Annotated in this window: 20 protein-coding genes, 1 tRNA gene and 1 riboswitch; of the genes, 10 read left to right on the forward strand and 11 right to left on the reverse strand. The window is 57.0% G+C overall.

Annotated features, from left to right (window positions below; all coding sequences use genetic code 11):
- Window positions 1–4 precede the first annotated feature (4 nt).
- Complete coding sequence (gene idi, locus EDB95_RS05370; RefSeq protein WP_133991324.1) at window positions 5–535, forward strand: isopentenyl-diphosphate Delta-isomerase; 531 nt, start codon at window positions 5–7, stop codon at window positions 533–535.
- Here idi and EDB95_RS05375 read toward each other — a convergent pair.
- The 10 genes from EDB95_RS05375 to EDB95_RS05420 all read right to left on the reverse strand — a co-directional run bounded on the left by EDB95_RS05375 (window position 487) and on the right by EDB95_RS05420 (window position 8,083).
- A complete protein-coding gene (locus EDB95_RS05375) occupies window positions 487–996 on the reverse strand; it encodes a MarR family winged helix-turn-helix transcriptional regulator (protein ID WP_133991326.1) in 510 nt (169 codons plus the stop codon). The two genes, idi and EDB95_RS05375, sit on opposite strands and share 49 nt — an antisense overlap.
- Before the next feature lie 97 nt (window positions 997–1,093).
- Window positions 1,094–1,165: transfer RNA gene (locus EDB95_RS05380), tRNA-Arg, on the reverse strand.
- Window positions 1,166–1,302: 137 nt separating this feature from the next.
- Entirely contained in the window at window positions 1,303–1,881 is a 579-nt protein-coding gene (locus EDB95_RS05385) for a MarC family protein (RefSeq protein WP_133991328.1), read from the reverse strand.
- Window positions 1,882–1,891: 10 nt separating this feature from the next.
- Complete coding sequence (gene cobC, locus EDB95_RS05390; RefSeq protein WP_133991329.1) at window positions 1,892–2,488, reverse strand: alpha-ribazole phosphatase family protein; 597 nt, start codon at window positions 2,486–2,488, stop codon at window positions 1,892–1,894.
- Window positions 2,485–3,249, reverse strand: a complete 765-nt coding sequence (locus tag EDB95_RS05395) for an adenosylcobinamide-GDP ribazoletransferase (protein WP_133991331.1) — start codon at window positions 3,247–3,249, stop codon at window positions 2,485–2,487. The genes cobC and EDB95_RS05395 overlap by 4 nt, the downstream gene beginning before the upstream one ends.
- Window positions 3,246–4,325, reverse strand: coding sequence for a nicotinate-nucleotide--dimethylbenzimidazole phosphoribosyltransferase (cobT, locus tag EDB95_RS05400; protein WP_133991333.1), 1,080 nt, complete (start codon window positions 4,323–4,325; stop codon window positions 3,246–3,248). The genes EDB95_RS05395 and cobT overlap by 4 nt, the downstream gene beginning before the upstream one ends.
- A gap of 1 nt (window position 4,326) precedes the next feature.
- Window positions 4,327–5,022 carry a Dph6-related ATP pyrophosphatase gene (locus EDB95_RS05405; protein WP_133991335.1) on the reverse strand — a complete coding sequence of 232 codons (696 nt, stop codon included), beginning with the start codon at window positions 5,020–5,022 and terminating at the stop codon, window positions 4,327–4,329.
- The gene (locus tag EDB95_RS05410) at window positions 5,019–5,531 is read right to left on the reverse strand and encodes a bifunctional adenosylcobinamide kinase/adenosylcobinamide-phosphate guanylyltransferase (protein ID WP_133991337.1); all 513 of its coding nucleotides are present in this window, start codon (window positions 5,529–5,531) and stop codon (window positions 5,019–5,021) included. The genes EDB95_RS05405 and EDB95_RS05410 overlap by 4 nt, the downstream gene beginning before the upstream one ends.
- Window positions 5,528–6,103, reverse strand: coding sequence for a DUF6580 family putative transport protein (locus EDB95_RS05415; protein ID WP_211352051.1), 576 nt, complete (start codon window positions 6,101–6,103; stop codon window positions 5,528–5,530). Before EDB95_RS05415 ends, EDB95_RS05410 begins: the two co-directional genes overlap by 4 nt.
- A 9-nt stretch (window positions 6,104–6,112) precedes the next feature.
- On the reverse strand, window positions 6,113–8,083 hold the full coding sequence (locus EDB95_RS05420) for a TonB-dependent receptor plug domain-containing protein (RefSeq protein WP_162852488.1): 1,971 nt from the start codon (window positions 8,081–8,083) through the stop codon (window positions 6,113–6,115).
- A 92-nt stretch (window positions 8,084–8,175) separates the two neighbouring features.
- Window positions 8,176–8,368: riboswitch (cobalamin riboswitch) on the reverse strand.
- 37 nt (window positions 8,369–8,405) lie between these two features.
- Between EDB95_RS05420 and EDB95_RS05425 the strand changes: the two genes are divergently transcribed.
- Genes EDB95_RS05425 through EDB95_RS05435 form a run of 3 tightly spaced genes read left to right on the forward strand, consistent with a single transcriptional unit; the run spans window position 8,406 to window position 12,299 of the window.
- Window positions 8,406–9,863, forward strand: coding sequence for a TolC family protein (locus EDB95_RS05425; protein ID WP_133991343.1), 1,458 nt, complete (start codon window positions 8,406–8,408; stop codon window positions 9,861–9,863).
- Window positions 9,864–9,882: 19 nt separating this feature from the next.
- Window positions 9,883–11,241 (forward strand): efflux RND transporter periplasmic adaptor subunit, encoded by a 1,359-nt coding sequence (locus tag EDB95_RS05430; protein WP_133991345.1) that lies wholly within the window; start codon window positions 9,883–9,885, stop codon window positions 11,239–11,241.
- On the forward strand, window positions 11,241–12,299 hold the full coding sequence (locus EDB95_RS05435) for an NAD(P)H-dependent glycerol-3-phosphate dehydrogenase (RefSeq protein WP_133991347.1): 1,059 nt from the start codon (window positions 11,241–11,243) through the stop codon (window positions 12,297–12,299). The genes EDB95_RS05430 and EDB95_RS05435 overlap by 1 nt, the downstream gene beginning before the upstream one ends.
- Before the next feature lie 164 nt (window positions 12,300–12,463).
- On the opposite strand, the gene hemW is transcribed toward EDB95_RS05435, so the two are convergent.
- The gene (gene hemW / locus EDB95_RS05440; protein WP_133991349.1) at window positions 12,464–13,705 is read right to left on the reverse strand and encodes a radical SAM family heme chaperone HemW; all 1,242 of its coding nucleotides are present in this window, start codon (window positions 13,703–13,705) and stop codon (window positions 12,464–12,466) included.
- 49 nt (window positions 13,706–13,754) lie between these two features.
- Here hemW and EDB95_RS05445 point away from each other — a divergent pair, with 49 nt between their 5' ends.
- From EDB95_RS05445 to porL, 6 genes are all read left to right on the forward strand, one after another.
- On the forward strand, window positions 13,755–15,599 hold the full coding sequence (locus tag EDB95_RS05445; RefSeq protein ID WP_133991351.1) for a ShlB/FhaC/HecB family hemolysin secretion/activation protein: 1,845 nt from the start codon (window positions 13,755–13,757) through the stop codon (window positions 15,597–15,599).
- The gene (locus EDB95_RS05450) at window positions 15,599–16,669 is read left to right on the forward strand and encodes a DUF4271 domain-containing protein (RefSeq protein ID WP_133991353.1); all 1,071 of its coding nucleotides are present in this window, start codon (window positions 15,599–15,601) and stop codon (window positions 16,667–16,669) included. The genes EDB95_RS05445 and EDB95_RS05450 overlap by 1 nt, the downstream gene beginning before the upstream one ends.
- A gap of 39 nt (window positions 16,670–16,708) precedes the next feature.
- On the forward strand, window positions 16,709–17,497 hold the full coding sequence (locus EDB95_RS05455) for a uroporphyrinogen-III synthase (RefSeq protein WP_133991354.1): 789 nt from the start codon (window positions 16,709–16,711) through the stop codon (window positions 17,495–17,497).
- Window positions 17,498–17,568: 71 nt separating this feature from the next.
- Window positions 17,569–19,572: a thioredoxin domain-containing protein gene (locus EDB95_RS05460; protein WP_133991356.1), complete on the forward strand. Its 2,004-nt coding sequence runs from the start codon at window positions 17,569–17,571 to the stop codon at window positions 19,570–19,572.
- A 150-nt stretch (window positions 19,573–19,722) separates the two neighbouring features.
- The gene (gene porK, locus EDB95_RS05465) at window positions 19,723–20,982 is read left to right on the forward strand and encodes a T9SS ring complex lipoprotein PorK/GldK (protein WP_133991358.1); all 1,260 of its coding nucleotides are present in this window, start codon (window positions 19,723–19,725) and stop codon (window positions 20,980–20,982) included.
- A gap of 64 nt (window positions 20,983–21,046) precedes the next feature.
- A complete protein-coding gene (gene porL / locus EDB95_RS05470) occupies window positions 21,047–21,877 on the forward strand; it encodes a type IX secretion system motor protein PorL/GldL (RefSeq protein WP_246073528.1) in 831 nt (276 codons plus the stop codon).
- Window position 21,878: the final 1 nt, after the last annotated feature.

Below are 21,878 nucleotides of genomic sequence, written 5' to 3' on the forward strand. Positions count from 1 at the left end.
CTGTATGCAGCAAGTCGTTCTGGTCGATGAACTCGACCGTGAGGTAGGTGTCATGGAAAAACTGGAGGCCCACCGGAAGGCGCTCCTTCACCGGGCGTTCAGCGTTTTTATCTTTAATGCGCGGGGGGCGATGTTGCTGCAAAAACGGGCGGCCGGGAAATATCATTCGGGGGGGTTATGGACCAATGCCTGTTGCAGCCACCCGGCTCCGGGTGAAACGGTATTGGAGGCTGGAGAACGTAGGTTACGGGAGGAGCTTGGCTTTTCGACGCCGCTGACCAAAGCGTTTGATTTCATCTACAAGACTGCATTCGACAACGGTCTTACCGAATACGAATTCGATCATGTTTTTATAGGCGTATATGATGGGCCTGTATGGCCAGACCCGACAGAAGTAGACGACTACCAGTGGGTCGGTTTGGAGGAGCTTAAGACCGATCTGGACGTTAGGCCCGGTAATTATACCGAATGGTTCAAGATCGCTCTTCAGGCCTTTTTGGGGCGGGCGCCCTTGGACTTCTTACCGAAAGGCTGATCGAAAGTTGTCATGAAACTTTTCATGAACTTGATGATGTGCAGCTTCTCCTTTTCGTCAAAACCGGTTAGCAACCAGTCGTTGTATTGATTCCGGTGTTTTTCCAACCGCCGGACGACCTTTGACCCCTCGGAGGATAACCGGAGCCGTTTGCGCCGCCGATCGAGATTATCCGCAACCTGGATGACCAGCTTTTTGCCGATCAATACGTTGACGAGGTTGGTGATATTGGCGCGGGAGGTATGCAATGCTTCCGCAAGCTCCTTCGCCATCAACGGTTTTTCCTGTTTATTGTTTTGGAGATAGGTCATGTTGTCGTCACCGGCAAGGTGAAGCAGGATAACCCATTGTTGGGTAGTGATCCCTTCCTGCTTCCCCACTTTGTCTCCAATCTGCCTGAGCCTGTCTGCAACTTCCAAGAACTGGTGGATGAGCGTGGCATTCGTATTCTGCGGTATCATCAACTTAATTTATCAGGTTAAAGGATCTATCGGCGTTTTTGCGGTTATCGGCCGTCTTTGCGGTTGCAAAAAGGTGCAGAAGTATAAAGAGAGGTCGTGGTCCTGCCAGGAATCGAACCTGGATCTTGAGCTCCGGAGGCTCACGTACTATCCATTGTACGACAAGACCAAGAGGCCATTTATACCACAAACAGCCAAAAAAACCATTCTCTCTTAAGCAGGAGCGGTGCGAAAATAGGAAATTCACCCGAATCGCAGACACGGTTTATGACGGATGGATGAAAAAAACTTTTTTGTAAGCCCTGTTTACTTTCCAAAAGCGATGATATTACTGCCAAAGATCTTCACGGCGATCGCCAGCAAAATGACCCCGAAGAATTTACGAATGGCGATGAGCCCGCTTTTCCCTAACAGGCGTTCGAGCTGTGGTAGCAATTTTAACACAACATATACGATAATAAGGTTAATTAAAATTCCTACCAGGATGTTGGTCTTGTCGAAATTCGCCTTCAACGACATGATCGTGGTCAGGGTCCCCGACCCTGCGATCAGGGGGAAGGCGATGGGGACGATGGTCCCGGAGTGAACGTCGCCCTCGCTTTTGAAGAATTCCAGGCCCAGCACCATTTCCAGCCCGAGCAGGAAGATCACGATGGAGCCCCCGACGGCAAAGGAGTGGATGTCTACGCCCAGGATGGAAAGGAATTCCGCCCCTCCGAAAAAGAACAACAGCATGAGCGCCCCCGAAATGACCGTGGCCTTTGCAGCGTTTATGTCCCCCATTTTTGCCTTGAAGGAGATCAACAGCGGGATGGACCCCAGGATGTCGATGACGGCAAAAAGGGTAAAAGTAATGGTGAGGATCTCTTTGAGGTTCCAGGTCATGCCCGTGAATTTACAATAATCGGGCGGTCCAGTGACCGGTTTCTTCTTCCAACTGGTATACCGCGCCGTAAGGGACGGGATAGGCCCCGAAAGCCGCTTCCAACGGGGTTTTGCAGACGTGGCAGAGGAGGGCGCGGAGGGGGCCGGCGTGGGTCACGATGGCCGCGGGGTCATTCTTCGCGGCCTGCCTGTGGCCGGTTTGCGTACCCCGGTTACCGCCGATTTGCTCGTCCCACCAGCCGCTGCAACGCTCGTAAAGGTCGCGATAGCTTTCTCCGTTGGGCACGCGTTCGTGGACGAAATCCGACATCCACCGGTCCAGCGCGGGACCTGCGAGGTCTTGCCAGGCGCGGTTTTCCCAGTCACCGAAGTGTAGCTCTTTTAGCGCGTCGGCGGTCTCGATGGTCTGTAGCGGCCAGAGGCGCTGTGCCAATGACCGGCAACGGCTTAGTGGACTGCTGACGACACGTGCGACCTCGATGCGCAATCGGTTGCGCAAGTTTTCCACTTCATGGTCGAACGTGTTCTTCAAGGGCACGTCGGTTTGTCCATAACAGGTCCCTTCCGGGACCTCGGGTGCGGTATGACGGATCAGGTAAACGGTCATTGGCTGGCAATAATATAAGCACCCAGATAAATAGTCAACTCTGTTACCTGTTGGATGGCGCCTAAGCAGTCGCCGGTATACCCGCCGATCCAGCGGGCGAAATAGCGGGCCAGGCCGAAGGTGACAAGGGCCGCGGGCACTAGTGTCAACAGGTAGGCCGGGGGCAGCATCAGCGCTGGAACAACAAGCACGCCCAGCGCCAGTAGGATACCTACCGGTTGCAAGCGACCGGTGACGTCCCTGGATTTGCTGGCTTCCGTGTCGCCGGCGTAGGGATAGGTTTGCATGATCGCCACCGGGAATAGGCGGCTGGCCGCGTGGGCGAAGAGCAGTAGCGCTACCAGCGGCGCTCCCGTCAGCGCTTGCAGCGTCAGGAACTTGAGCCCCAGCATTGCGCCCAGCCCAATGACGCCGAAGGTGCCCAGGCGGGAATCCTTCATGATGGCCAGGATTTTTTCTTTGGTCCAGCCCCCGCCAAAGCCGTCACACACGTCGGCGAAGCCGTCTTCGTGAAAGGCGCCGGTGGCGAGGATACTGGAGACCATGGAGGCCACCAGGGCGATGTTCACCGGGAACACGAGCCGGGCGGCTTCGTAGACGCCGGCGGCGATGAGTCCTACGATCAACCCCACCCAGGGAAAATACCGGGGGGCTTGCCGGAGGTACTCGGGGCGGTGGTCGGTCCATCGGGGGACGGGTAAACGCGTCAGGAACATGACAGCGGTGAAGAAGACGCGGACTTCGCGGCGGAGCCGGCTCATGGAGCGACCTCCTTTCCGGCGGCGCCAGCCGCCGCATCTTCGCCGGCCTGGCTCACCCCCGCGTCCGCGAAACTGGCCATTTCCACCAGGAAGGCCGCCGCGGCACGCACCAGCGGAACGACCAGGGCTGCGCCGGTACCCTCCCCAAGCCTCAGGTCCAGGCGCAACAAGGGTTTGACGTGCAGGTACTCCAGGAGACGCCGGTGCCCCTGTTCGTGGCTTTCGTGGGCGAAAATGCAATAGTCGAGGACCGCAGGCTCCATATCATGGGCGGCTAAAAGAGCGGCGCTGGTGATAAAACCATCGACGATGATCGTCATGCCGTTTTCGGCGGCGCGCAACATGGCGCCCGTCATCATAGCGATCTCGAAGCCGCCGAAGGCCTGTAGGGCTTCGCGTCCGTTCCTGACCGGGTGTAGGGACAAGGCCCGGGCGGCTGTGGCGCGTTTGGTGTCGAGTTGGGTGTCGGTCACACCGGTCCCCCGGCCGATACACGAGGCCAGGGGGATACCCGTCAGGGAGGCCATGATGAGGGCGGCGGAAGTGGTGTTCCCGATGCCCATTTCCCCAAAAGCAACGGTATTGCAACCGGTGGCTTGCAGCTCGTCCACCAAGGAAGCGCCCTTGTCCAGGGCTGCCTGGCATTCCCGGGCAGTCATGGCGGGGCCCTCCAGGTAATTGCGGGTGCCCCGTGCGATGGAGGCATTATAAAAGAGGGGGGAGTCGAGGACCTCGGGGTCGAAAACCATGTTTACACCCGCGTCCACGACCTTCAGGGCAATATCGTTGAGACGGCAAAAGACATTGATGGCGGCCCCGCCACGGATGAAATTCACGACCATCTGGGCGGTCACGGCCTGGGGATAGGGGTTGACCAGACCGGTGGCGGCGATCCCATGATCCCCGGCAAAGACCAGCAGGGAAGGACGCACGACAGCAGGAGTCAGGGTTTGCTGGATCAACCCGAGCTGGAGGGCCAGGTCTTCGAGCTGTCCGAGGGAACCCGGGGGCTTTGTCTTGTGGTTGATTTTGTCGAGCAGGGCTTCCCTCAGGGAGGCGTCGGGGGTGATAAGCATATCAGGCGATTAGGTCACAAAAATAAAAACCTGCGTTCGCATACGTACGGTAGACGACTTCGCCTTTCCGGAAAGGAACGGGTTCCCGGAAAAGAGGACCGGCATACACAAAAGAATGGAATTCGCCATTCTCCCCGCAAGGGTCGACGTCCGGTGGCAGGTCATTCAGGAGGGAACGGTCGAGCAGGCGGCCGGCAAACGAGGCGTCGAGACGTGTGCCGTCGACGCAAACAATGACAGCCTGGAAACCGAGGTCGATAAACTCCAACAGGAGGTCGCGGGTGGGCCTCTGCCAGAGCGGAAAGGCGGCCGTCCAACCGGCTTCTGCAAGGTTCTTTTCCCGGTAGGCGCGGAGGTCTTCGAGAAAGATGTCGCCAAATAAGGCCGTATGGATGCCCTCCGTGCCCATTTCCAGCAGGGCGTTCCTGAGGACGGCATTGTAGGTGTCCATACCGGCGTCCTCGGCTAAAAAGGCTTTTTTTAAGGGGATTCCAATGGCCGCGGCCTGCCGGTCCAGGAGGTTTTCCCGAACCCCGTGCATGCTCACCCGGGCGTATTCCCGGCTCAGCGTAGTCAGGAGGCAGCGGACCTCGTAGTCGCCCGTCTGCAGGGCCGTCCACAAGGCGAGGGCGGAGTCCTTGCCTCCGCTCCAGTTGAACATCGCGGGCGTGGCGCCCAAAATATTTCCGGGCGTCATGGCGCACCTTTTATCGTCACGGGGATCCCCGACACCATCAGGACGACACGCTCCGCCAGACGGGCGGCGTACTGGTTGGCCCACCCCTGAAGATCGGTAAACCGCCGCCCAACCTCCGTCTCGGCGTGGACCCCCATACCAATCTCGTTGGTGACAATAAAGAAGGTACCGGGGGTCCGGTGCAGGACGTCGACCTCGGCCTGGAAGGCGTTGAGCGAGCGCGCCACGTCCTGCGCTTCGTCTACGAAGAAATTGGTCAGCCAGAGGGTGACACAATCGATCACGGCAACGCGGCCATGTAAAGAGAGCCGGTGTATATATTTTTCCTCCTCCACACACTCCCAGGCGGCGTTTCTTTCGGCCCGGTGCCGGTCCACCCGCTCCCGGAACTCCTCGTCCCAGATCCGGGCGGTGGCCACGTGGAGGGGCCTGGGGGAAAGGGCCAGGGCCTGTTCGGAGGCATACCGGCTTTTCCCGCTGCGGGCGCCACCCGTGACCAGGATGATCATTGGATGGCCGGTTGGAGCGCCCGGTGGTGCCGGTTCATCCAGGCAAACGAACCAAAGAGGATCGTGCCATAGACGAGGGTTCCCGCGAGCACAAAGCGCTCATAGGGAATGGCGGCCACCAGACATTCGACAAAACCTGCCCCTGTTTTCGGGTACATCGTGCCTTCCAGCCATACCCCGAAGTCGGTAACGATCCAGTGGATCAGGACGGAGAGCACGGTGGCGAGGAGCACCCGGGTCACCGTGACCTTCCGGAGCAACAAACGACCTGTCACGACCATCAGAGCGAACGCCCCGTAGGTCCAGTAAAAATTTTCGTAGAAAAGCCGCCAGTGCCCATAAAAGACAAAGCGGTCCAGCAAAAGATCGCTGATCCACAGCGTCAGCAGGGGCCAGCCAAAAGCCTTGACCCGGTTGCTGAAGCAGGCACCCCCGAAAAGAGCCATGGCCCCGATGGGGGTGAACACGGCCAGGGGAGAAAGGTGGGGGTCCGTTGAAAAAATCACCCTGAGGGCGGCCACTGCCAGGAGCAAAGCGAGGACGGCGGGCGTCCGGGGATTGAATCGGGTCATAAAAATATTTTATAGGTAAAGTCTCAGTCCACCCGTAAAGGTAAATCCTAAAGTGTTATATCCATAGGTTTCCATGTAGGTGGCGCCGGTGATGTTCCGGGCGTCTACAAAAAACTTGATGTGCTGCCAACTGGGGAGCTTGTACTCAGCGTAAGCGTTCCAAAGGGTAAAGGCGTGGAGGGTCCCCTTTGCGTCGCCGCCGATGTTCCCATCGTAGTACAGGTCCGTGCGCTTGTCTTGCCATTGGACGTTGGTACTCACGAAAAAGCCGTTCCTAAACTGGTAGGATAGGGCGGCCCCGGCGCTGTTTTTCGGAATACGGTAGAGACCGGGATAGGTGGTATCGCTGCCGCCTTCTCCGGATTTGTCCGTAACGGTCCCCGTGACATAGGTATAATTGGCGGTCAGTTGGAGCCGGGGGATGATGGTCCAACTGGCTTCCGTCTCCACGCCCTGCTGGCGTTCCTTGTTCTGGTTGATGTACAGGCCGTAGGGGGGTGTTGACGTGGAGGAAAAGAAAATGACGTCCTGCAGCCACCGGTCGAAGTACGCCGCCCTCAGCCGGAAGGGGCCGGCCGTGTATTCCGCCCCGCCTTCCAGGGACAGGGCTTTTTCGGGCTTCAGGTCCTTGTTGCCATAAGATGAGTAGAGCTGGTAAAGGGAGGGGACCTTATACCCGCTGGAAAAATTAGCGAATAGTTTTATCCTGTGGGCGATGGTCACGGAGGGGTCGGCATTAAATACAAGGCTGTTCCCGTATCTGGAATTGTTGTTGTACCGTAGACCGCCGTCCAGGTATACACCCCCGGGGAGTTTGGCTGTCGCCGACGCGTACACCCCGACCTGTTGATAGTGGGCACTGTCTTTGGAAAGGACACCCGGACTTACGGGGGACCCGGGGTAGAGATACAGGGATGTTTGCTCCGTCGACAGGTGGCGGTAATCGACACCCCCGACGACGTTGACGCGGCCGGTGACGGGATAGCTTACAAAGGCCTCCCCGTAATGTTCATACCCGGTAAAAGCATCAGACGAGAAAAAGCCCTTGGCGTTCAGGTTGGGCAACGAATCGTCCAGGTCGTTGCGATGAGTCCGGTTAAAAGCATAGACCAGGTGAAGCTGGCCCTTCCCCAGTTGTGCCAGCGACTGGACGCCCGTTTGCAGGTTGGTTAGCGTATAGGTAAAGCTGGTGTCGACTAAGAAGGATCCTCCATCCGCGCTGCCGTCGAAGTGGCTATAGCGCAAAAATGGGGAAATGGTGACGCCTTTGGCCGCCTGCCAGTCCAGCGCGGCATGAAAAGCGTATTGTTTGGACCCGTCCCGGGGGTTTGGGGTGCCGGGCATGGTATCGGTTGCCTCGGGAATACCGTCGGTTTTATAATAACCAAAACCCGCGTTGTACTTTAAAACCCGCCCTACCTTACCGCCTGCGGAAACATTGCCGCTCCAGGTATTGTTGGTCCCATAGCTGCCCTGTCCGGCCAGCGCGATGGGTTTGTCGGCTCCTTTTTTTGTGATAATGTTGATCACTCCGGCAATGGCGTCCGATCCATACAATACAGACTGGCTGCCTTTGACGATCTCAATGCGGTCGATGTCTTCCAGGGTCAGGGACCGGAGGTCGATGCTGTTGTCCGTGCTGGAGGCGTCCATCAGGGGAACGCCGTCCACCATGATGAGCGTATAGCCGTTACCGGCGCCTTCCATATAGATGGACTTGACCGATCCGGGGTTGCTGCCGGCGCCGCCGACTATGATACCGGGTTGCTCGCCCAGTATCTGGGAAAGGCTTTTGGCGCCGCTCCGTTCAAGTTGTGCACGGGTGATCACATCAACCATCTTACCGGTCTGGGAAAGTTTGGTGGACGTTTTGTCGGCAGTGATAACGACCTCGTCCAGCTGACGGGAACGGGTGGTGTCGGTTTGGGCCCGGAGCAAACCGGGGATAAGCAGGACCAGTGAAGCGTAAAATCCTTTCATTCGCATGGTTTTAAACTTATCGAGTGAAAGGGGGATGAAAGCGCCTGCTGATAAGGCGCTTCTCTCTCCCGCTTTTCACCCGAAAGCGCGTAAGATAACGATGGATTCTGGCAGGTCTTCTGGCTTGCTCCACCCGGGGCGCCTTCCCGTTCCGTGGAACAGTGGCTTTTTGCCGCGGGTATATCTGTGGAGTTTACAGCTACGGGGATAGCGCCGGATTTGCACCGGTCTTCCCTTTTAACCCTTTACCCTAAGGGTAAAGAGACCAACATCCGCCGCAAAGATCATTTAAATTCCATAATTTCAGCCATATTTTTGCCTTATGCGAAAACTTACCCTTGTGTTACTCTTCGGTACCTCTGTAACGGCGCCTGGTCTCGTCAGGGCGCAGGAAAAATGGGGGCTGCGCAAATGTGTCGAATATGCGATGGCGAACAACATATCGGTAAGACAAGCAGACATCGACGCCCGGATCTCGGAGCTCACCTTCAAACAAAGCAGGGCGGCCCAGTACGGGCAGTGGTCCTTCAACACGGGGCTGGGCCTGAGTTTTGGGTATTCTGTAGACCCGACCACCAACCAATTTATCGCCACGGACTTTCTTTATCAAAGCTATACCCTGCAAGGAGGCGTGAACCTGTTCAACTGGTTTAGCCAGCGCCGCCTGATCGAATCCAACAAGTTGAGTTACCTGGCGGCAAAAACCAATATCGACAAGGTCCGCAACGACGTCTCCTTAAACGTATCGGCAGCCTACCTAACGGCCCTGGCTGCACGCCAACAGGTCGACATCAGCATTGCCCAGGTACAGCTGAGCCGGGACCAGTTGACCAACACCCAAAAGCTGGTCGATGCGGGCTCTCAACCGGAGCTGAACGCCGCGGAGCTGGAAGCCCAACTGGCCAGCGACAGCGCCGCCCTCATCTCCGCCCAGGCTACGTATGACCAGGACGTCCTGCAACTCAAAGCTACCCTGAGCCTGGACGCCGCCTATCCCTTCGTGTTGGATACACCCGCCGTGGAGACCATACCGGTCGAACCCATCGGGGAGTTGCAACCCGACCTGGTCTACGCCATGGCCGAAAGGACCTTCCCACAATCCCAGCTCAACGAATACCGCATACAAGCCGCCGACAAGGCGTATGCTTCCGCCAAGGGTCAGCTGTATCCCACGATCCAGGTCTTCGGCAGCCTTGGAGATCGTTTCTCGAACACCTTTAAACAGTTGAGCACTGCAAAGTTGGCGGGGATCGATACGACCGCGTATTTCGTCTACAACAACGGGGTCGTCAACAACGTCCTTTCCCCCAATTATACCTACGGTTATACCAAGAATTCCTTTGGCCAGTTGTGGCAGGGTTACTGGAACCAGCTCGACCAGAATTTCGGGCAGCAGGTGGGGATACAGCTCAACGTACCGATCTTTAACGGCAACCAGGCCCGTACCGCCGTGAAAAAAGCAAAGCTCAACATCCGGTCCGCCGAGCTCCAGAAAGAAAGCGATCTGCTGACGCTAAAGCAAAACGTCTACCAGGCATTTTCCGCAGCCGTGGCCGCCATGGAGCGTTTCCAGGCCAACCGGAAAGCCCTGACGACGGCCCAGACGTCGTTCGACCTGGCCAGCAAGCGCTATTCCATCGGCTTGCTCAATACCATCGACTATATTACGAACCAGAATAACCTTTTCAAAGCCAAGATCAACCTGCTCGGCTCCCAGTACGACTATGTGTTCAAGATGAAGGTGCTTGAATTTTACAAGGGGCAGGGCGTGAAGTTCTAACTACACAAAACTTTATCTAATGAAGAAATTCCTGTTGTGGACTTTGATCGTTCTCGTGGTCTTGGCTATCGTATTCTTTGTGATGAAAGCGATGAGCGGAGATGCAGGTATCAAGGTGGCCGTCGACAAAACCTATTACCGGGACATCACAGAGCTTGTCAGCGCTTCGGGAAAAGTATACCCGGAAATAGAGGTCAAGGTGAGTTCCGACGTTAGCGGGGAAGTCACGGAGCTGTTGGTCAAGGAAGGAGATACTGTTAAAAAAGGCCAGGTGGTGGCCCGTATTTACGCCGACATTTACAATTCCAGCCGCCAGCGCGCCGAAGCCATCGTCGACCAGCAGCAAGCCTCAGTGGACAATTCCAGGGCGTCCATTGCCAGCTATAAAGCCCAACTGGACCAGGCCGAAGCCGCATTTAACCGCGAAAAAACCCTCCTGGACGAAAAGGTGGTTTCCCGGTCCGAATTCGAAACGACCCAAAGCCAATACCTCACCGCCCAGGCCAACTATAACGCCGCCCTCCAGAACGTACGCAGCGGCCAGGCCGGCGTCATTTCCGCCCGGGCCAGCCTGACAGAGGCAGACAAAGACCTCTCCCGGACCATCATCCTGGCACCCATGGACGGGCTTGTTTCGCTGCTCAGTGTCAAAAAAGGCGAACGCGTTGTGGGGACCGCGCAAATGGCGGGTACCGAGATGATGCGCGTGGCCGATATGAGCCAGATCGAAGTCCAGGTGGACGTAGGAGAAAACGATATTCCCAAGGTCCGCATCGGGGACAGCGCCCAAGTAGAGGTAGACGCCTACAACAACCGGAAGTTCCGGGGCGTGGTCACGCAGATCGCCAACGGCAATGCCGCCCTGACCTCTTCCGTAACCACCACGACCAGCAATACCGATGTCACCAACTATAAGGTACACGTCCGGTTGATCCCGTCCTCCTATAAAGACCTGATCGTACCCCACAAATCGTTTCCTTTCCGCCCTGGTATGAGCGCCAGTGCCGACATCGAGACGCGGAGCAAAACCCACGTCCTGGCCGTCCCCATTCTTTCGGTGACAACAGCCGCCCCCGAAGGCCTTTCCGCCAAGACACAGGCCGCCGAAAAGAAAGAGCTGGCGGCTTCGCGGGGTGACGATGCCTCCGGCGCGCCCAACGACCTCATGGAAGTCCTGTTCCAGGTACGTGGCGACACCGTACGGAGAATTACCGTGACCACGGGTATCCAGGACAACGACTATATCGAAATCCTGAGTGGCATTCAACCCGGAGACACGGTGGTGAGCGCGCCCTTCAACGCCATCAGCAAGGAACTGAAAACCGGTACAAAAATCAAGATTACCCCCAAGGAAAAATTGTTTGAAATCAAGGATTGATGAGTCAAGAGCCTTCCATCGGCCTCATCGGAAGCGGTAGCTGGGCCACCGCGCTTGCAAAGATCCTCACCGACAAGGGAAACCCCCTGCGCTGGTGGATCAGGAGCGCGGCTTCCGTACAACACTTTTTGCAAAGACGGCACAACCCTGCCTACTTAAGTTCGGTCAATTTCGACACCAGCCTCCTTACCCTGGACACCGATGTCTCCGTCATCGTCCGGGATGCGGACCTGGTCGTCCTGGCCGTCCCCTCCGCTTATATGGAAGAAACGCTGTCCGTGCTACCGGCCGACGCCTTCCGGGGTAAAAAGGTTATTTCCGCCGTCAAGGGCATCCTGCCCGTCGGACACCGTTTGCTCAACGACTACCTGGAAGAACGTTTTCACGTTCCGCTCTCCGACTATTTTACGATCATGGGCCCCTGTCACGCCGAAGAAGTGGCCGCGGAAAAGCTCTCCTACCTCACGTTTTCGGGGATCGACCCCGCGGCCACGGCCCGCATCGCCCAGCGTTTCAACACCCCCTATCTCAATACCGTCGTCAACGATGACGTCTACGGGGTGCAATACGCCGCCGTACTAAAGAACATTTACGCCCTCGGGGCCGGGATCGCCCACGGTCTTGAATACGGTGACAACTTCCTCAGCGTCCTCATCGCCAACAGCGCCGACGAGATGGCCTCCTTTCTACGCAGGGTCGGTGCCAGGAATATGGAGGTCGGCGTCCACCACCTCATCCCCGGTGTCAGCCAGAGTCCCTTGCGCAAAACCGCCAACTACGCCGCCTCCGTCTATTTGGGCGACCTCCTCGTGACCTGCTACTCCCTGTACAGCCGGAACCGCACCTTTGGCAATATGATCGGCAAGGGATACAGCGTCCGGGCCGCCCAGCTCGAAATGAACATGGTGGCCGAGGGATACAACGCCAGCCGGAGCCTTTTTGAAATTAACAAAGAAATAGGAGCCGACATGCCCATCGCTTCCGCCGTGTATCGCATTCTGTGGGAAGGACTTCCGCCGGGCGAAGCCTTCCGGCGGATGGAAGGGGGGCTGATCTAGGGTTGGTCTTTCGCCGGGATTGTTGTAGCTTTAGGGTAGGAAAATTTCAGGAATATGCCGTTCTCATTTACAGGTTTCGGTGGTGTGGGTATTCTGGTCCTTGTGGGGCTGGCGGTCCTCCTTCAGGTCGGCCGGTGGATCAATGAGCGGTTGCACCACGGGCGCTAGCCCGGGTCCGCCTCCCCTGCGGCGGGTTCCTCGAAGAACAAGTCCGACGCAATCCCGTCGGCGAATAATTTCCCTTCCTTCGTCAGTATTCGATTTGATCCTGCGCTGAGCATCCAGCCTTTGGCTTCCATGCTTTTGGCTTGCTGCTCGATGATTCCTCTTTCGGCTTTGCCCCACTCCCTTTCGACCCGCTCCAGGTCCAGCCCTTCCATGGTGCGGATCGAGATCATGATATACTCGTTTAATCGCTGGACGGGGGTGAGGGCTTCCACTTCGAAGGGGATCTCTCCTTTTGCGATCGCCTCCAGGTACAGCGCATTGTTGGACACATTCCATCGCCGGTTCCGCCCGTCGAAGGAATGGGCCGACGGCCCGAGCCCTAAGTACGGCACACCCTGCCAGTAGCTGCTGTTGTGGCGGCTCCGGTGACCCGGCAGGGCGAAATTGGAAATTTCGTAGTGTTCGTAACCCGCGTCTTTTAGCGTGTCCATGACCAGGAGGAACTGCCGTGCCTGGACCTCGGGGTCGATGGGGGGCATCTTGCCGCGGCGGATGTCCTTGTCCAGCGCGGTCCGGGGCTCCACCGTGAGGGCGTAGCAGCTCAGGTGTGGGCAACCCAGCGCGATGGCCTCGGCCAGGTTTTCTTTGAGCGCATCGTCGCTCAACCCCGGGGTCCCGTAAATAAGGTCGATGGAATCGTGGTCGAAACCGGCTGCCCTTGCCGCCCGGATCGCTTCCCGCGCCTGCCCCGCATTGTGTGCGCGGTTCATCCATTGCAGGTCCGCGTCCCGGAAGGACTGGACGCCGATGCTGAGGCGGTTGATCCCGGCGCGTTTCCAGGCTTCCAGTTTTTCTGCGCCGATGTCGTCGGGGTTGGCTTCGAGGGTCACCTCGGCGCCTTCGGCCACCGCGTAGCGGTGCCTCACGGCGTCCAGCAGACGCTGTAGGGCGGTGTCCGGCAGCAGGGAGGGCGTGCCGCCGCCGAGGTAGACGGTGCCTACGTGCGGCGCGCCTTTGCGCCCTGCGTCACCCGCGCCTGCGGCGGTGCCGCTGCTACGCGGAGCGGCGCCCTCGCGCCCAGCGCCTGCTGCGCCCTCCAGGAACCCCGCCGCGAGGTCCATCTCGCGGATGAGGGCGTCCACCATGCGGTCGATGGTGCCCAGGGACGTACTGAAATGGAAGTTACAGTAGTGGCATGCCTTCCGGCAAAAAGGAATATGTATGTAGATACCGGCCAATAAATATGGTTTAGACGCGTTAAAGCCTAGTTTTGCGTTCGTACCACTGATGCTGAAAAACCTGCTGCCCATACTGCTGTTGTCGGGTGGGGTCCTCCGGGGCCTCGCGCAGGTCGTGCCGCCTTCCGGCGCTGGCAGGGTGGAAGCCCCCAAGGGGCAGGTGTATCCGCTGACGGTGGTCGCGGCCAGCAAAGATAGCGCAGCCAGCAAAGATAGCACCGCCGGCGTGGACCGTCCGGGTCTTCAGCAAACTTTTCCCGACCGTATTTCCTGTTTCCGTTATGTAAACGGTCTGGCGGCCTTGTTGCAGGCGCAGGGATATATTGCGGCTTCGGTGGATTCTACCAGTTTTACAAAAGACGGGGCGCGCATCGTTTTGTACGTGGGACGCCGCTACCGGTGGGGCAGCCTGGTCGACCGGATCGATCCCGTGATCCTGGAGCAGCTCCATTTCGACGACCAGAAAGCGTGGCGGCGGCCCATCCAGTGGAAGGTGCTGGCGGGGCTGGAGACGGGCGTGGTTGAATATTGTGCACAGCATGGCTATCCGTTTGCCCGGGTAGGGCTGGACAGTGTCCGGTTCGACGGGGATACCGTGGACGCCGTCATCCGGCTGGACAAGGGGTATCTTTACCGGATCGATAGCATCCGTTTGTTTGGGAACGTCAAAGTCAATAAGGAGTTTCTTTACCGGTACCTGGATATACCCCCGGGGTCGCCTTATGACCAGAACAAGCTGAACACCGTGAGCTCGCGCATCCTGGCCTTGTCTTACGTACAGGAGGAGAAACCCTGGACCCTGCGGATGACGGGTACGGGGGCTGTCCTGGACCTTTACCTCAAGCCAAAGCGGAACAACCAGATTGACGGGATGCTGGGGCTTCTTCCGACGACCGCGGCGGACGGTTCCACCACTACCCAGGTGGTAGGAGAGCTCAAGCTGCAGTTACAAAATGCGTTTGGCAACGGGGAAGGGATCAGCGTGAACTGGCAGCAGCTCCAGCCCCAGACACCCCGGCTGAACCTGGGGTTTCAACAGCCTTACCTGTTCCAGTCGCCTTGGGGGGTGAGTACGACCTTCGACCTGCTCAAAAAAGATTCGTCTTACCTGAACATCAATTTCAAGATAGGAGGCACGCTGGCGCTGAGTACGCAGCGCACGCTCACCCTTTTCCTTCAACTTTTCGGCTCCAGCCTCCTTAACGTGGATACCAATACCGTCAAGGCGACCCACCAGCTCCCCGACGTGCTGGACATGGGGACGACGTTCATCGGCATCGCTTATGACTGGAGGAACACCGATTACGTATACAATCCCCGGAAGGGGAATGAGCTGAGCCTGGTTTTCCTGGGCGGGCGAAGGCGTATCAAGGAGAACACGTCCATTACGCAACTCCAGGACACTTCCGGTTTCAATTATTCCTCCTTGTACGATACCGTGCCGCTCATCAGCTATCAACTCAAGGCCCAACTGGGCATCGCACATTATTTCCCCCTGGGACGGCAAAGCACGCTGCGTACGGCGTTTAACGGCGGGTGGCAGGTCAGCCCCCAGTTGTACACCAACGAGCTCTTCCAGATCGGCGGGTACAAGCTGCTCCGGGGGTTTGACGAGGAGAGCATCTATGCTTCCCAATACCTCGAAGGATCCCTGGAGTACCGGATCCTGATCGGTCAGAATTCCTATTTCTTTGGTTTTACCGATGGGGCGTGGGTGCGCAACCAAAGCGTGGGAAACGACCTGAACACGACACTTTTGGGGGTAGGGTTCGGGATTAACCTGGAAACAAAGGCCGGGATGTTTAATATCAGCTTCGCCGAAGGCGAGGGGAATGGTGAAAATTTTAACTTTGGCAATACCAAGGTCCATATAGGCTACGTAAACTTTTTTTGATGGCTTCGCTGCGCTGCTTTGTTTTTCTTTGGTGTTGTCTGGCCGGCCTGGCGGGCCGGGCCCAGGACTCGGGCGGGACCGCACCGGTCCGGCAGGACACCGTCCTCCGCACCCCCGTTTTGGATTCCGCCGCCCGGGCGGCGCACCGGGATTCGGTCCGGCGGCGCCGGGCACTTCGCGATACCCTGGCGGCCCGCGCGCGCCGGGATTCCATTCAACTGGCCGTCCGCGACTCCGTCCGGCGGGATTCGCTTCGCCGGGATTCGATCGCACATACAGGAGCTGTGGTCAAGCGTGACAGCCTCGCCAACGCACCGGTTGGAGCCGGCACACCGGGTGGAAATGCTACCGCCCCCGCGGCGGCCCCGGCCCCCCCGGCGGCGCCCGTTCGCCCGGACACAAAGGCGGGCATTCCCAAAATCAGGGTCGGGCGTGACCTTTTGTTCTATGTCGTCCTTTTGCTGGCTCTTTGGATGGGAATCCTCAAATCGGGCTACCAGAAATACTATGACGATTTGTTCACGGTCTTTTTCCGGAGCAGCCTCCGCCAGCATCAGATCAGGGAACAGTTGCTCCAGGCCCGGTTGCCGTCCCTTTTGTACAACTTGTTTTTTGTGGGGTGCGCGGGGACCTTTCTCTACCTGCTGGCCGTTCCCTACGCGGCCCGCCTGGGTCATCCCGAATGGCAGATTTGGATCGCCGCGATCGGAGCGGTCGCCCTTTTATACGCAGTAAAATTCGTAGGACTCAAGCTCTCGGGATGGGTGTTCGGCATGACCGGGGCAGTGGATACGTATATATTTATCGTATTCCTGGTCAACAAGATATTGGGGGTTGCGCTGCTCCCCATCGTCGTCTTGCTGGCTTTTGCCCAGGATCCCTTGCAGTCGGCTGCTGCCACCCTGGGGGTTATGCTGGTGGCCGGGATGTTAATTTATCGTTTTATCCGTTCTTACCGCCCGGTCTGGGAGGAGGTGCAAATGAGCCGTTTCCATTTTTTTCTGTACCTTTGCGCCTTTGAAATCGCGCCGCTATTGCTGATCTACAAAACAATGCTTAAGCTATTGTGATTATTCTTTAATTTTGTATTCATCATATCTAAATCCGGTATGGTAAAAAACGGGCAGAAGAAATCCTCGTCTGGAAAGATTGTAAAAAGCATCCTGATTACCCAACCTAGGCCCGACTCCGAAAAGTCTCCCTATTTCGAGTTGGCTAAGAAGTATGACGTGCAGTTGGATTTCCACCCGTTCATCCGGGTGGAGGGGGTCGTTTCCAGAGACTTCCGCAAACAAAAGATCGACATTGCGGGCTATTCGGCAGTCATCTTCACGAGCCGGAATGCCATCGATCATTTCTTCCGTATTTGTGAGGAAATGAAGGTCAGCGTCTCTCAGGATACCAAGTATTTTTGCATCGCGGAAGCGGTGGCCTTGTACCTTCAGAAATTCATTCTCTACCGGAAGCGAAAAGTGTTTTACGGGGCGGACGGGACGAACAAGAGCCTGTTCGACGTGATCAACAAACACAAGGACAACGAAAAGTTCCTGTATCCCTGCTCGGAAACCCAGGACAACGAGATCACGACCTGGCTGAAGAACAACCGTTGCGAGTACGCCACACCGGTATTATACCGCACCGTGAGCAACAACGTCAAAGACCTGCTCGGCGGTAACGAATACGATATTATATGCTTTTTCACCCCCAGCGGCGTAAAAAGCCTTTTTGAAAATATGCCGGATTTCCGTCAGAACGGGACAAAGATCGGGGCCTTTGGTTCAAACACATCCAAGGCTGTCGAAGATGCAGGGCTTCACCTGGACATCAAGGCTCCGGAGCCCGAGGCACCCAGCATGGTGGCGGCGTTGGAGCGGTACCTTAAGCTTGTCAAAGAGTAAATTATTTTAGCATACGCTATGTGGGAAGTGGGTCGTTGGACCCACTTCTCGTGTTTTCGAAAACACCTTTTATGAACCGACTTGCCACGGAAAGCAGCCCCTACCTGCTGCAACACGCGCACAATCCCGTCGACTGGTATCCCTATGGGGAAGAGGCATTGACAAGGGCCGTGGCGGAGGACAAACCGATCCTGGTCAGCGTCGGGTATGCCGCCTGCCATTGGTGTCACGTCATGGAAAGGGAGAGCTTCGAACAGCAGGACGTGGCCGCGCTGATGAATGCCCATTTCATCAACATCAAGATCGATCGCGAGGAAAGACCCGACCTCGACCACATCTATATGGACGCCCTCCAGGCCATGACGGGGAGCGGCGGATGGCCCCTCAACCTTTTTTTGACGCCTGACGGGCGGCCGTTTTTTGGGGGAACGTATTTCCCGCCGGTCCGGGCTTATGGAAGACTCTCCTGGAAAGAGACACTCCAGGAGGTCGCCCGCGCTTTTGCCGGCAGGCGGCAGGAGATCGAGACCCAGGCAGACCAGCTGACCGAGCATTTATCGGTGTCCAATGCCTTTGGGTTGTCTGCCCAACCCGGTCTTGTCACCAGGAGCCAGATCGACACGATGTACGGCGCCCTGATGCAGCAGGCTGACCGGGAAGAAGGTGGTTTTGGACGGCCCCCTAAGTTTCCCCAAACCTTTTCCTTGTTGTGGTTGATCCGGCATGCCCATTTTACCGGGGAGCAGGAGGGGCTGACCCATGCCCTGTCCAGCCTGGATCACCTGTTGAACGGAGGGATTTATGACCAGTTGGGGGGCGGCATGGCCCGGTACAGTACGGATCGTGGGTGGCTGGTACCCCATTTTGAAAAAATGTTGTACGACAATGCGCTCCTGGTCAGCGTCCTTTGCGAGGCCTACGGGTGTACGCGCGAAACCCGTTTCCGGGACGGGATCCGGGATGTGCTGGCGTTTGTCCGCCGGGAATGGATGACACCGGACGGCTTGTTTTGTGCCGCCTGGGACGCCGACAGCGAAGGGGTGGAAGGAAAATATTATACCTGGACGAAGGGTGAGATCGACGCCCTTCTGGGGGAGGATGCCGGCACCTTTTGCCGGTTGTTCGGGGTAACGGAGGAGGGGAACTGGGAAGGGGTCAACATCCTTCACCGGCCCGCCGTTGTCCCGGCTGACGAACAAGGCCTGGTGGAGCGCTGCCGCCGGATCCTGCTGGATGCCCGCCAGGACCGGGTCCCCCCGCTCCTGGACGACAAACAGATCCTCAGTTGGAACGCCTTGATGAACAAAGCCTTTTCCCAGGCCTTTGCGGCCACGGGGGAGGAGGGCTACCGGCAAACGGCCGTGGAACACATGACCTCTTTGTTACGCCATTACCGGCTTGTGGATGGACTCGGCCATGTGTACAAAAATGGTACCGTACGGTATCCGGCTTTTCTGGACGACTACGCCTACCTTATACAGGCTTTGCTGTTGTTGCAGGAGATCACGGCAGACCCCGTCTACCTCCGGGAAGCCAAAGACTGGACGGAATACGTCGTGGCGCACTTCAGCGAGCCTTCCAGCGGTTTTTTCTTTTATACCCACGCCGGCCAAAAAGACGTTCTGTTCCGGAAAAAAGAGATCTATGACGGGGCGACGCCCTCCGGTAACGCGGTGATGGCCTGGAACTTATGGTATCTTTCCGTCATCCTGGACCAGCCGGGCTGGCGCACCAGGGCCGAGACCATGCTGCAAGGCGTTCTGCAGGCGGCGACCCGGTACCCGACTTCTTTTGGGGTCTGGGCGGACCTGGCGCTCCAGGCTTTGTTCGGCTGGAATGAGGTGGCTATAGTGGGCCACAGCTATGCAGAAACCCTCCAGGCCGTTCTTGGCCACTATATCCCCAACCGGGTTCTCCAGGCTGGAGCCAAAGGAGACCCCAGTTTCCCGCTGCTGGAAGGCAAAAAAGCCCCGCCAGAGGCAACCTGGATCTACCTCTGCCGTAATTATACGTGCGCGGCACCCGTTGCCGACGCCGACGCCCTGATGCAACAAATAAGACGGGAGACACAATAACGATGGGTCCGGGAACGTTTAAAAAGAGTTAAAAATATCACGGTAAAAATTTTTTATTTCTTATTATTTTTTATAGAATTGTGGACATTTTGCATGGTTTCCGCTTTGTAAACTGTACAACTGTCCAATACCTATATGAAAATTTTGACAATGAAGAACCAATTACTAGGCCTTGTGGCTGTCGCTTCGCTTACCCTTGCATCCTGCGGCAAAAGCGGACAATCTTACAAAGATGATGGTCAACTTCGGGGAGTCGCCTATGGCAAGGCCAACAACCTTACCAAGCCCTACGGTATGGTCTATGTCCCCCAGGGTACCTTCCACATGGGGCCCAGTGATGAGGACATCAACTATGCCTTTACCGCAAGGAACAGGCAGGTGTCTATCAGCGGGTTTTGGATGGACGCCACCGAAATTACCAATAGCGAATACCACCAGTTCACCAACTGGGTGAGGGATTCCATCGCCGCCAAGCTGCTGGGCTATGTCAAGCAGACGGACGGCGAAGAATTCATTGACTGGAAGCGTGCCCGCACCATTTTCTCCAAACCCGACAAGGGCACCACGGAGAAGCTGGACGCCATGATGCTGACCACCGACAACCGGATTTTTGGACGCCGGGAAATCGATGCGGACAAGCTGGTCTATGAGTACGAGGACTTCAACTTCAAGGCCGCCGCTTACCGGAAGCCCAATGAACCCCGCTCCAAATTCATCGTCAAGGAACCGATCAAGATTTACCCGGATACCCTGGTTTGGGTAAGGGACTTCTCCTATTCCTATAACGAGCCCATGGCTCAGCGCTATTACTCCCACCCTGCTTACGCCGACTACCCGGTCGTAGGGGTGAACTGGAAGCAAGCCACCGCTTTCTGTAACTGGCGCACCCACTACCTCAACTCCTTCCTGGAGTCGAAAAAGAAACCGACCGAATCCAGTTTCCGTCTTCCGACCGAAGCGGAATGGGAATACGCCGCCCGTGGCGGCCGCAGCCAATCCCTCTTCCCCTGGGGTAGCTATTATCTCCGTAACAAAAAAGGGTGTCTCTTAGCCAACTTCAAACCCGGTCGTGGTAACTATCCCGAAGACGGTGCGCTGTATACCGCCCGTGCCGATGCTTACTGGCCCAACGACTTTGGTCTGTACAACATGGCGGGGAACGTATCCGAGTGGACCTCCTCCCTGTACTACGAAGGCGCGTACACCTTTATGCACGACATGAACCCCGATATTCGCTGGAATGCCCAGGATTCCGACCCTCCCCGTATGAAACGCAAGGTCATTCGCGGGGGTAGCTGGAAGGACGTAGGTTACTTCCTCCAGGTGGGCACCCGCGCTTACGAATACCAGGACACGGCCAAGTCTTACATTGGTTTCCGTTGCGTCATCGACCTGCCCGCGGCCAAATAATCCCGAACTTAACACACAACTCTTTTTAATCCCATTATCCTAAACTCGACTAAACAGATTAACTATGTTATTCTTCAAGACCAAGCGCGGCCAGTCCGTCATGAATTTTTTGTTCAGCTTTTTCGCTGCGATCGTTATTGCCGGGGCATTGTTTAAAATCGAACACTGGCCTGCAGCGGATATCATGATCATTTGCGGTCTCGTTGCGGAGATCATCGTGTTCCTGCTCATGGCCTTCCTCGTGCCCGCGCATGAAGAATACTATTGGGAACGCTTTTTCCCCAACATTACCGAGCACCCCGATGTGGAAGAACGCCGCACCGGTAAGTTCTCGATCACGCCCCTGAGCATGGCCGGCGCCTCCTCCAGCGGTAATGCCGCACTGGACAAACTGGACGACATGCTGGCCAAGGCCGACATCACGCCCGCCAACCTGGGCCGTCTGAGCGAAAACTTCTCCAAACTCAACACGACCGTTACCAAGATGGGTGACATCGGGGACGTCGTTGCCGCTACCGGTGACTACACCGCCCGGACCCGTGAAGCCGCCCAGTCGCTGGTGACCCTGAAAGAAGCTTATTCCAACGCTGCTACTTCGGTTGGGTACTTCAACAGCGCTTCCGAAAGCACGAAGGATTTCCACATACAAGTACAACACCTGACGAAGAACCTCTCCTCGCTGAATACGATCTACGAACTGGAACTCCAGGATACCAACAACCACCTGAAAGCCATGAACGCTTTCTACGGCAACCTGGTCAAGGCATCCCAAGGCATGGAAGGCAGCGTAGAAGAGGCCAAGAAGGTCACTACCCAGATCTCCAACCTGTCGCACAACCTGTCGACGTTGAACCAGATCTATGGGAACATGATCAATGCCATGCACGGCCGCTAGG

Source organism: Dinghuibacter silviterrae (assembly GCF_004366355.1).
GTDB lineage: Bacteria > Bacteroidota > Bacteroidia > Chitinophagales > Chitinophagaceae > Dinghuibacter > Dinghuibacter silviterrae.

Excerpts from the sequence above, each read along its gene's own strand:
- idi (WP_133991324.1), top strand. The coding sequence starts at position 5 with ATGCAGCAAGTCGTTCTGGTCGATGAACTCGACCGTGAGGTAGGTGTC.
- EDB95_RS05375 (WP_133991326.1), bottom strand. The coding sequence starts at position 996 with ATGATACCGCAGAATACGAATGCCACGCTCATCCACCAGTTCTTGGAA.
- EDB95_RS05385 (WP_133991328.1), bottom strand. The coding sequence starts at position 1,881 with ATGACCTGGAACCTCAAAGAGATCCTCACCATTACTTTTACCCTTTTT.
- cobC (WP_133991329.1), bottom strand. The coding sequence starts at position 2,488 with ATGACCGTTTACCTGATCCGTCATACCGCACCCGAGGTCCCGGAAGGG.
- EDB95_RS05395 (WP_133991331.1), bottom strand. The coding sequence starts at position 3,249 with ATGAGCCGGCTCCGCCGCGAAGTCCGCGTCTTCTTCACCGCTGTCATG.
- cobT (WP_133991333.1), bottom strand. The coding sequence starts at position 4,325 with ATGCTTATCACCCCCGACGCCTCCCTGAGGGAAGCCCTGCTCGACAAA.
- EDB95_RS05405 (WP_133991335.1), bottom strand. The coding sequence starts at position 5,022 with ATGACGCCCGGAAATATTTTGGGCGCCACGCCCGCGATGTTCAACTGG.
- EDB95_RS05410 (WP_133991337.1), bottom strand. The coding sequence starts at position 5,531 with ATGATCATCCTGGTCACGGGTGGCGCCCGCAGCGGGAAAAGCCGGTAT.
- EDB95_RS05415 (WP_211352051.1), bottom strand. The coding sequence starts at position 6,103 with ATGACCCGATTCAATCCCCGGACGCCCGCCGTCCTCGCTTTGCTCCTG.
- EDB95_RS05420 (WP_162852488.1), bottom strand. The coding sequence starts at position 8,083 with ATGAAAGGATTTTACGCTTCACTGGTCCTGCTTATCCCCGGTTTGCTC.
- EDB95_RS05425 (WP_133991343.1), top strand. The coding sequence starts at position 8,406 with ATGCGAAAACTTACCCTTGTGTTACTCTTCGGTACCTCTGTAACGGCG.
- EDB95_RS05430 (WP_133991345.1), top strand. The coding sequence starts at position 9,883 with ATGAAGAAATTCCTGTTGTGGACTTTGATCGTTCTCGTGGTCTTGGCT.
- EDB95_RS05435 (WP_133991347.1), top strand. The coding sequence starts at position 11,241 with ATGAGTCAAGAGCCTTCCATCGGCCTCATCGGAAGCGGTAGCTGGGCC.
- EDB95_RS05445 (WP_133991351.1), top strand. The coding sequence starts at position 13,755 with ATGCTGAAAAACCTGCTGCCCATACTGCTGTTGTCGGGTGGGGTCCTC.
- EDB95_RS05450 (WP_133991353.1), top strand. The coding sequence starts at position 15,599 with ATGGCTTCGCTGCGCTGCTTTGTTTTTCTTTGGTGTTGTCTGGCCGGC.
- EDB95_RS05455 (WP_133991354.1), top strand. The coding sequence starts at position 16,709 with ATGGTAAAAAACGGGCAGAAGAAATCCTCGTCTGGAAAGATTGTAAAA.
- EDB95_RS05460 (WP_133991356.1), top strand. The coding sequence starts at position 17,569 with ATGAACCGACTTGCCACGGAAAGCAGCCCCTACCTGCTGCAACACGCG.
- porK (WP_133991358.1), top strand. The coding sequence starts at position 19,723 with ATGAAGAACCAATTACTAGGCCTTGTGGCTGTCGCTTCGCTTACCCTT.
- porL (WP_246073528.1), top strand. The coding sequence starts at position 21,047 with ATGTTATTCTTCAAGACCAAGCGCGGCCAGTCCGTCATGAATTTTTTG.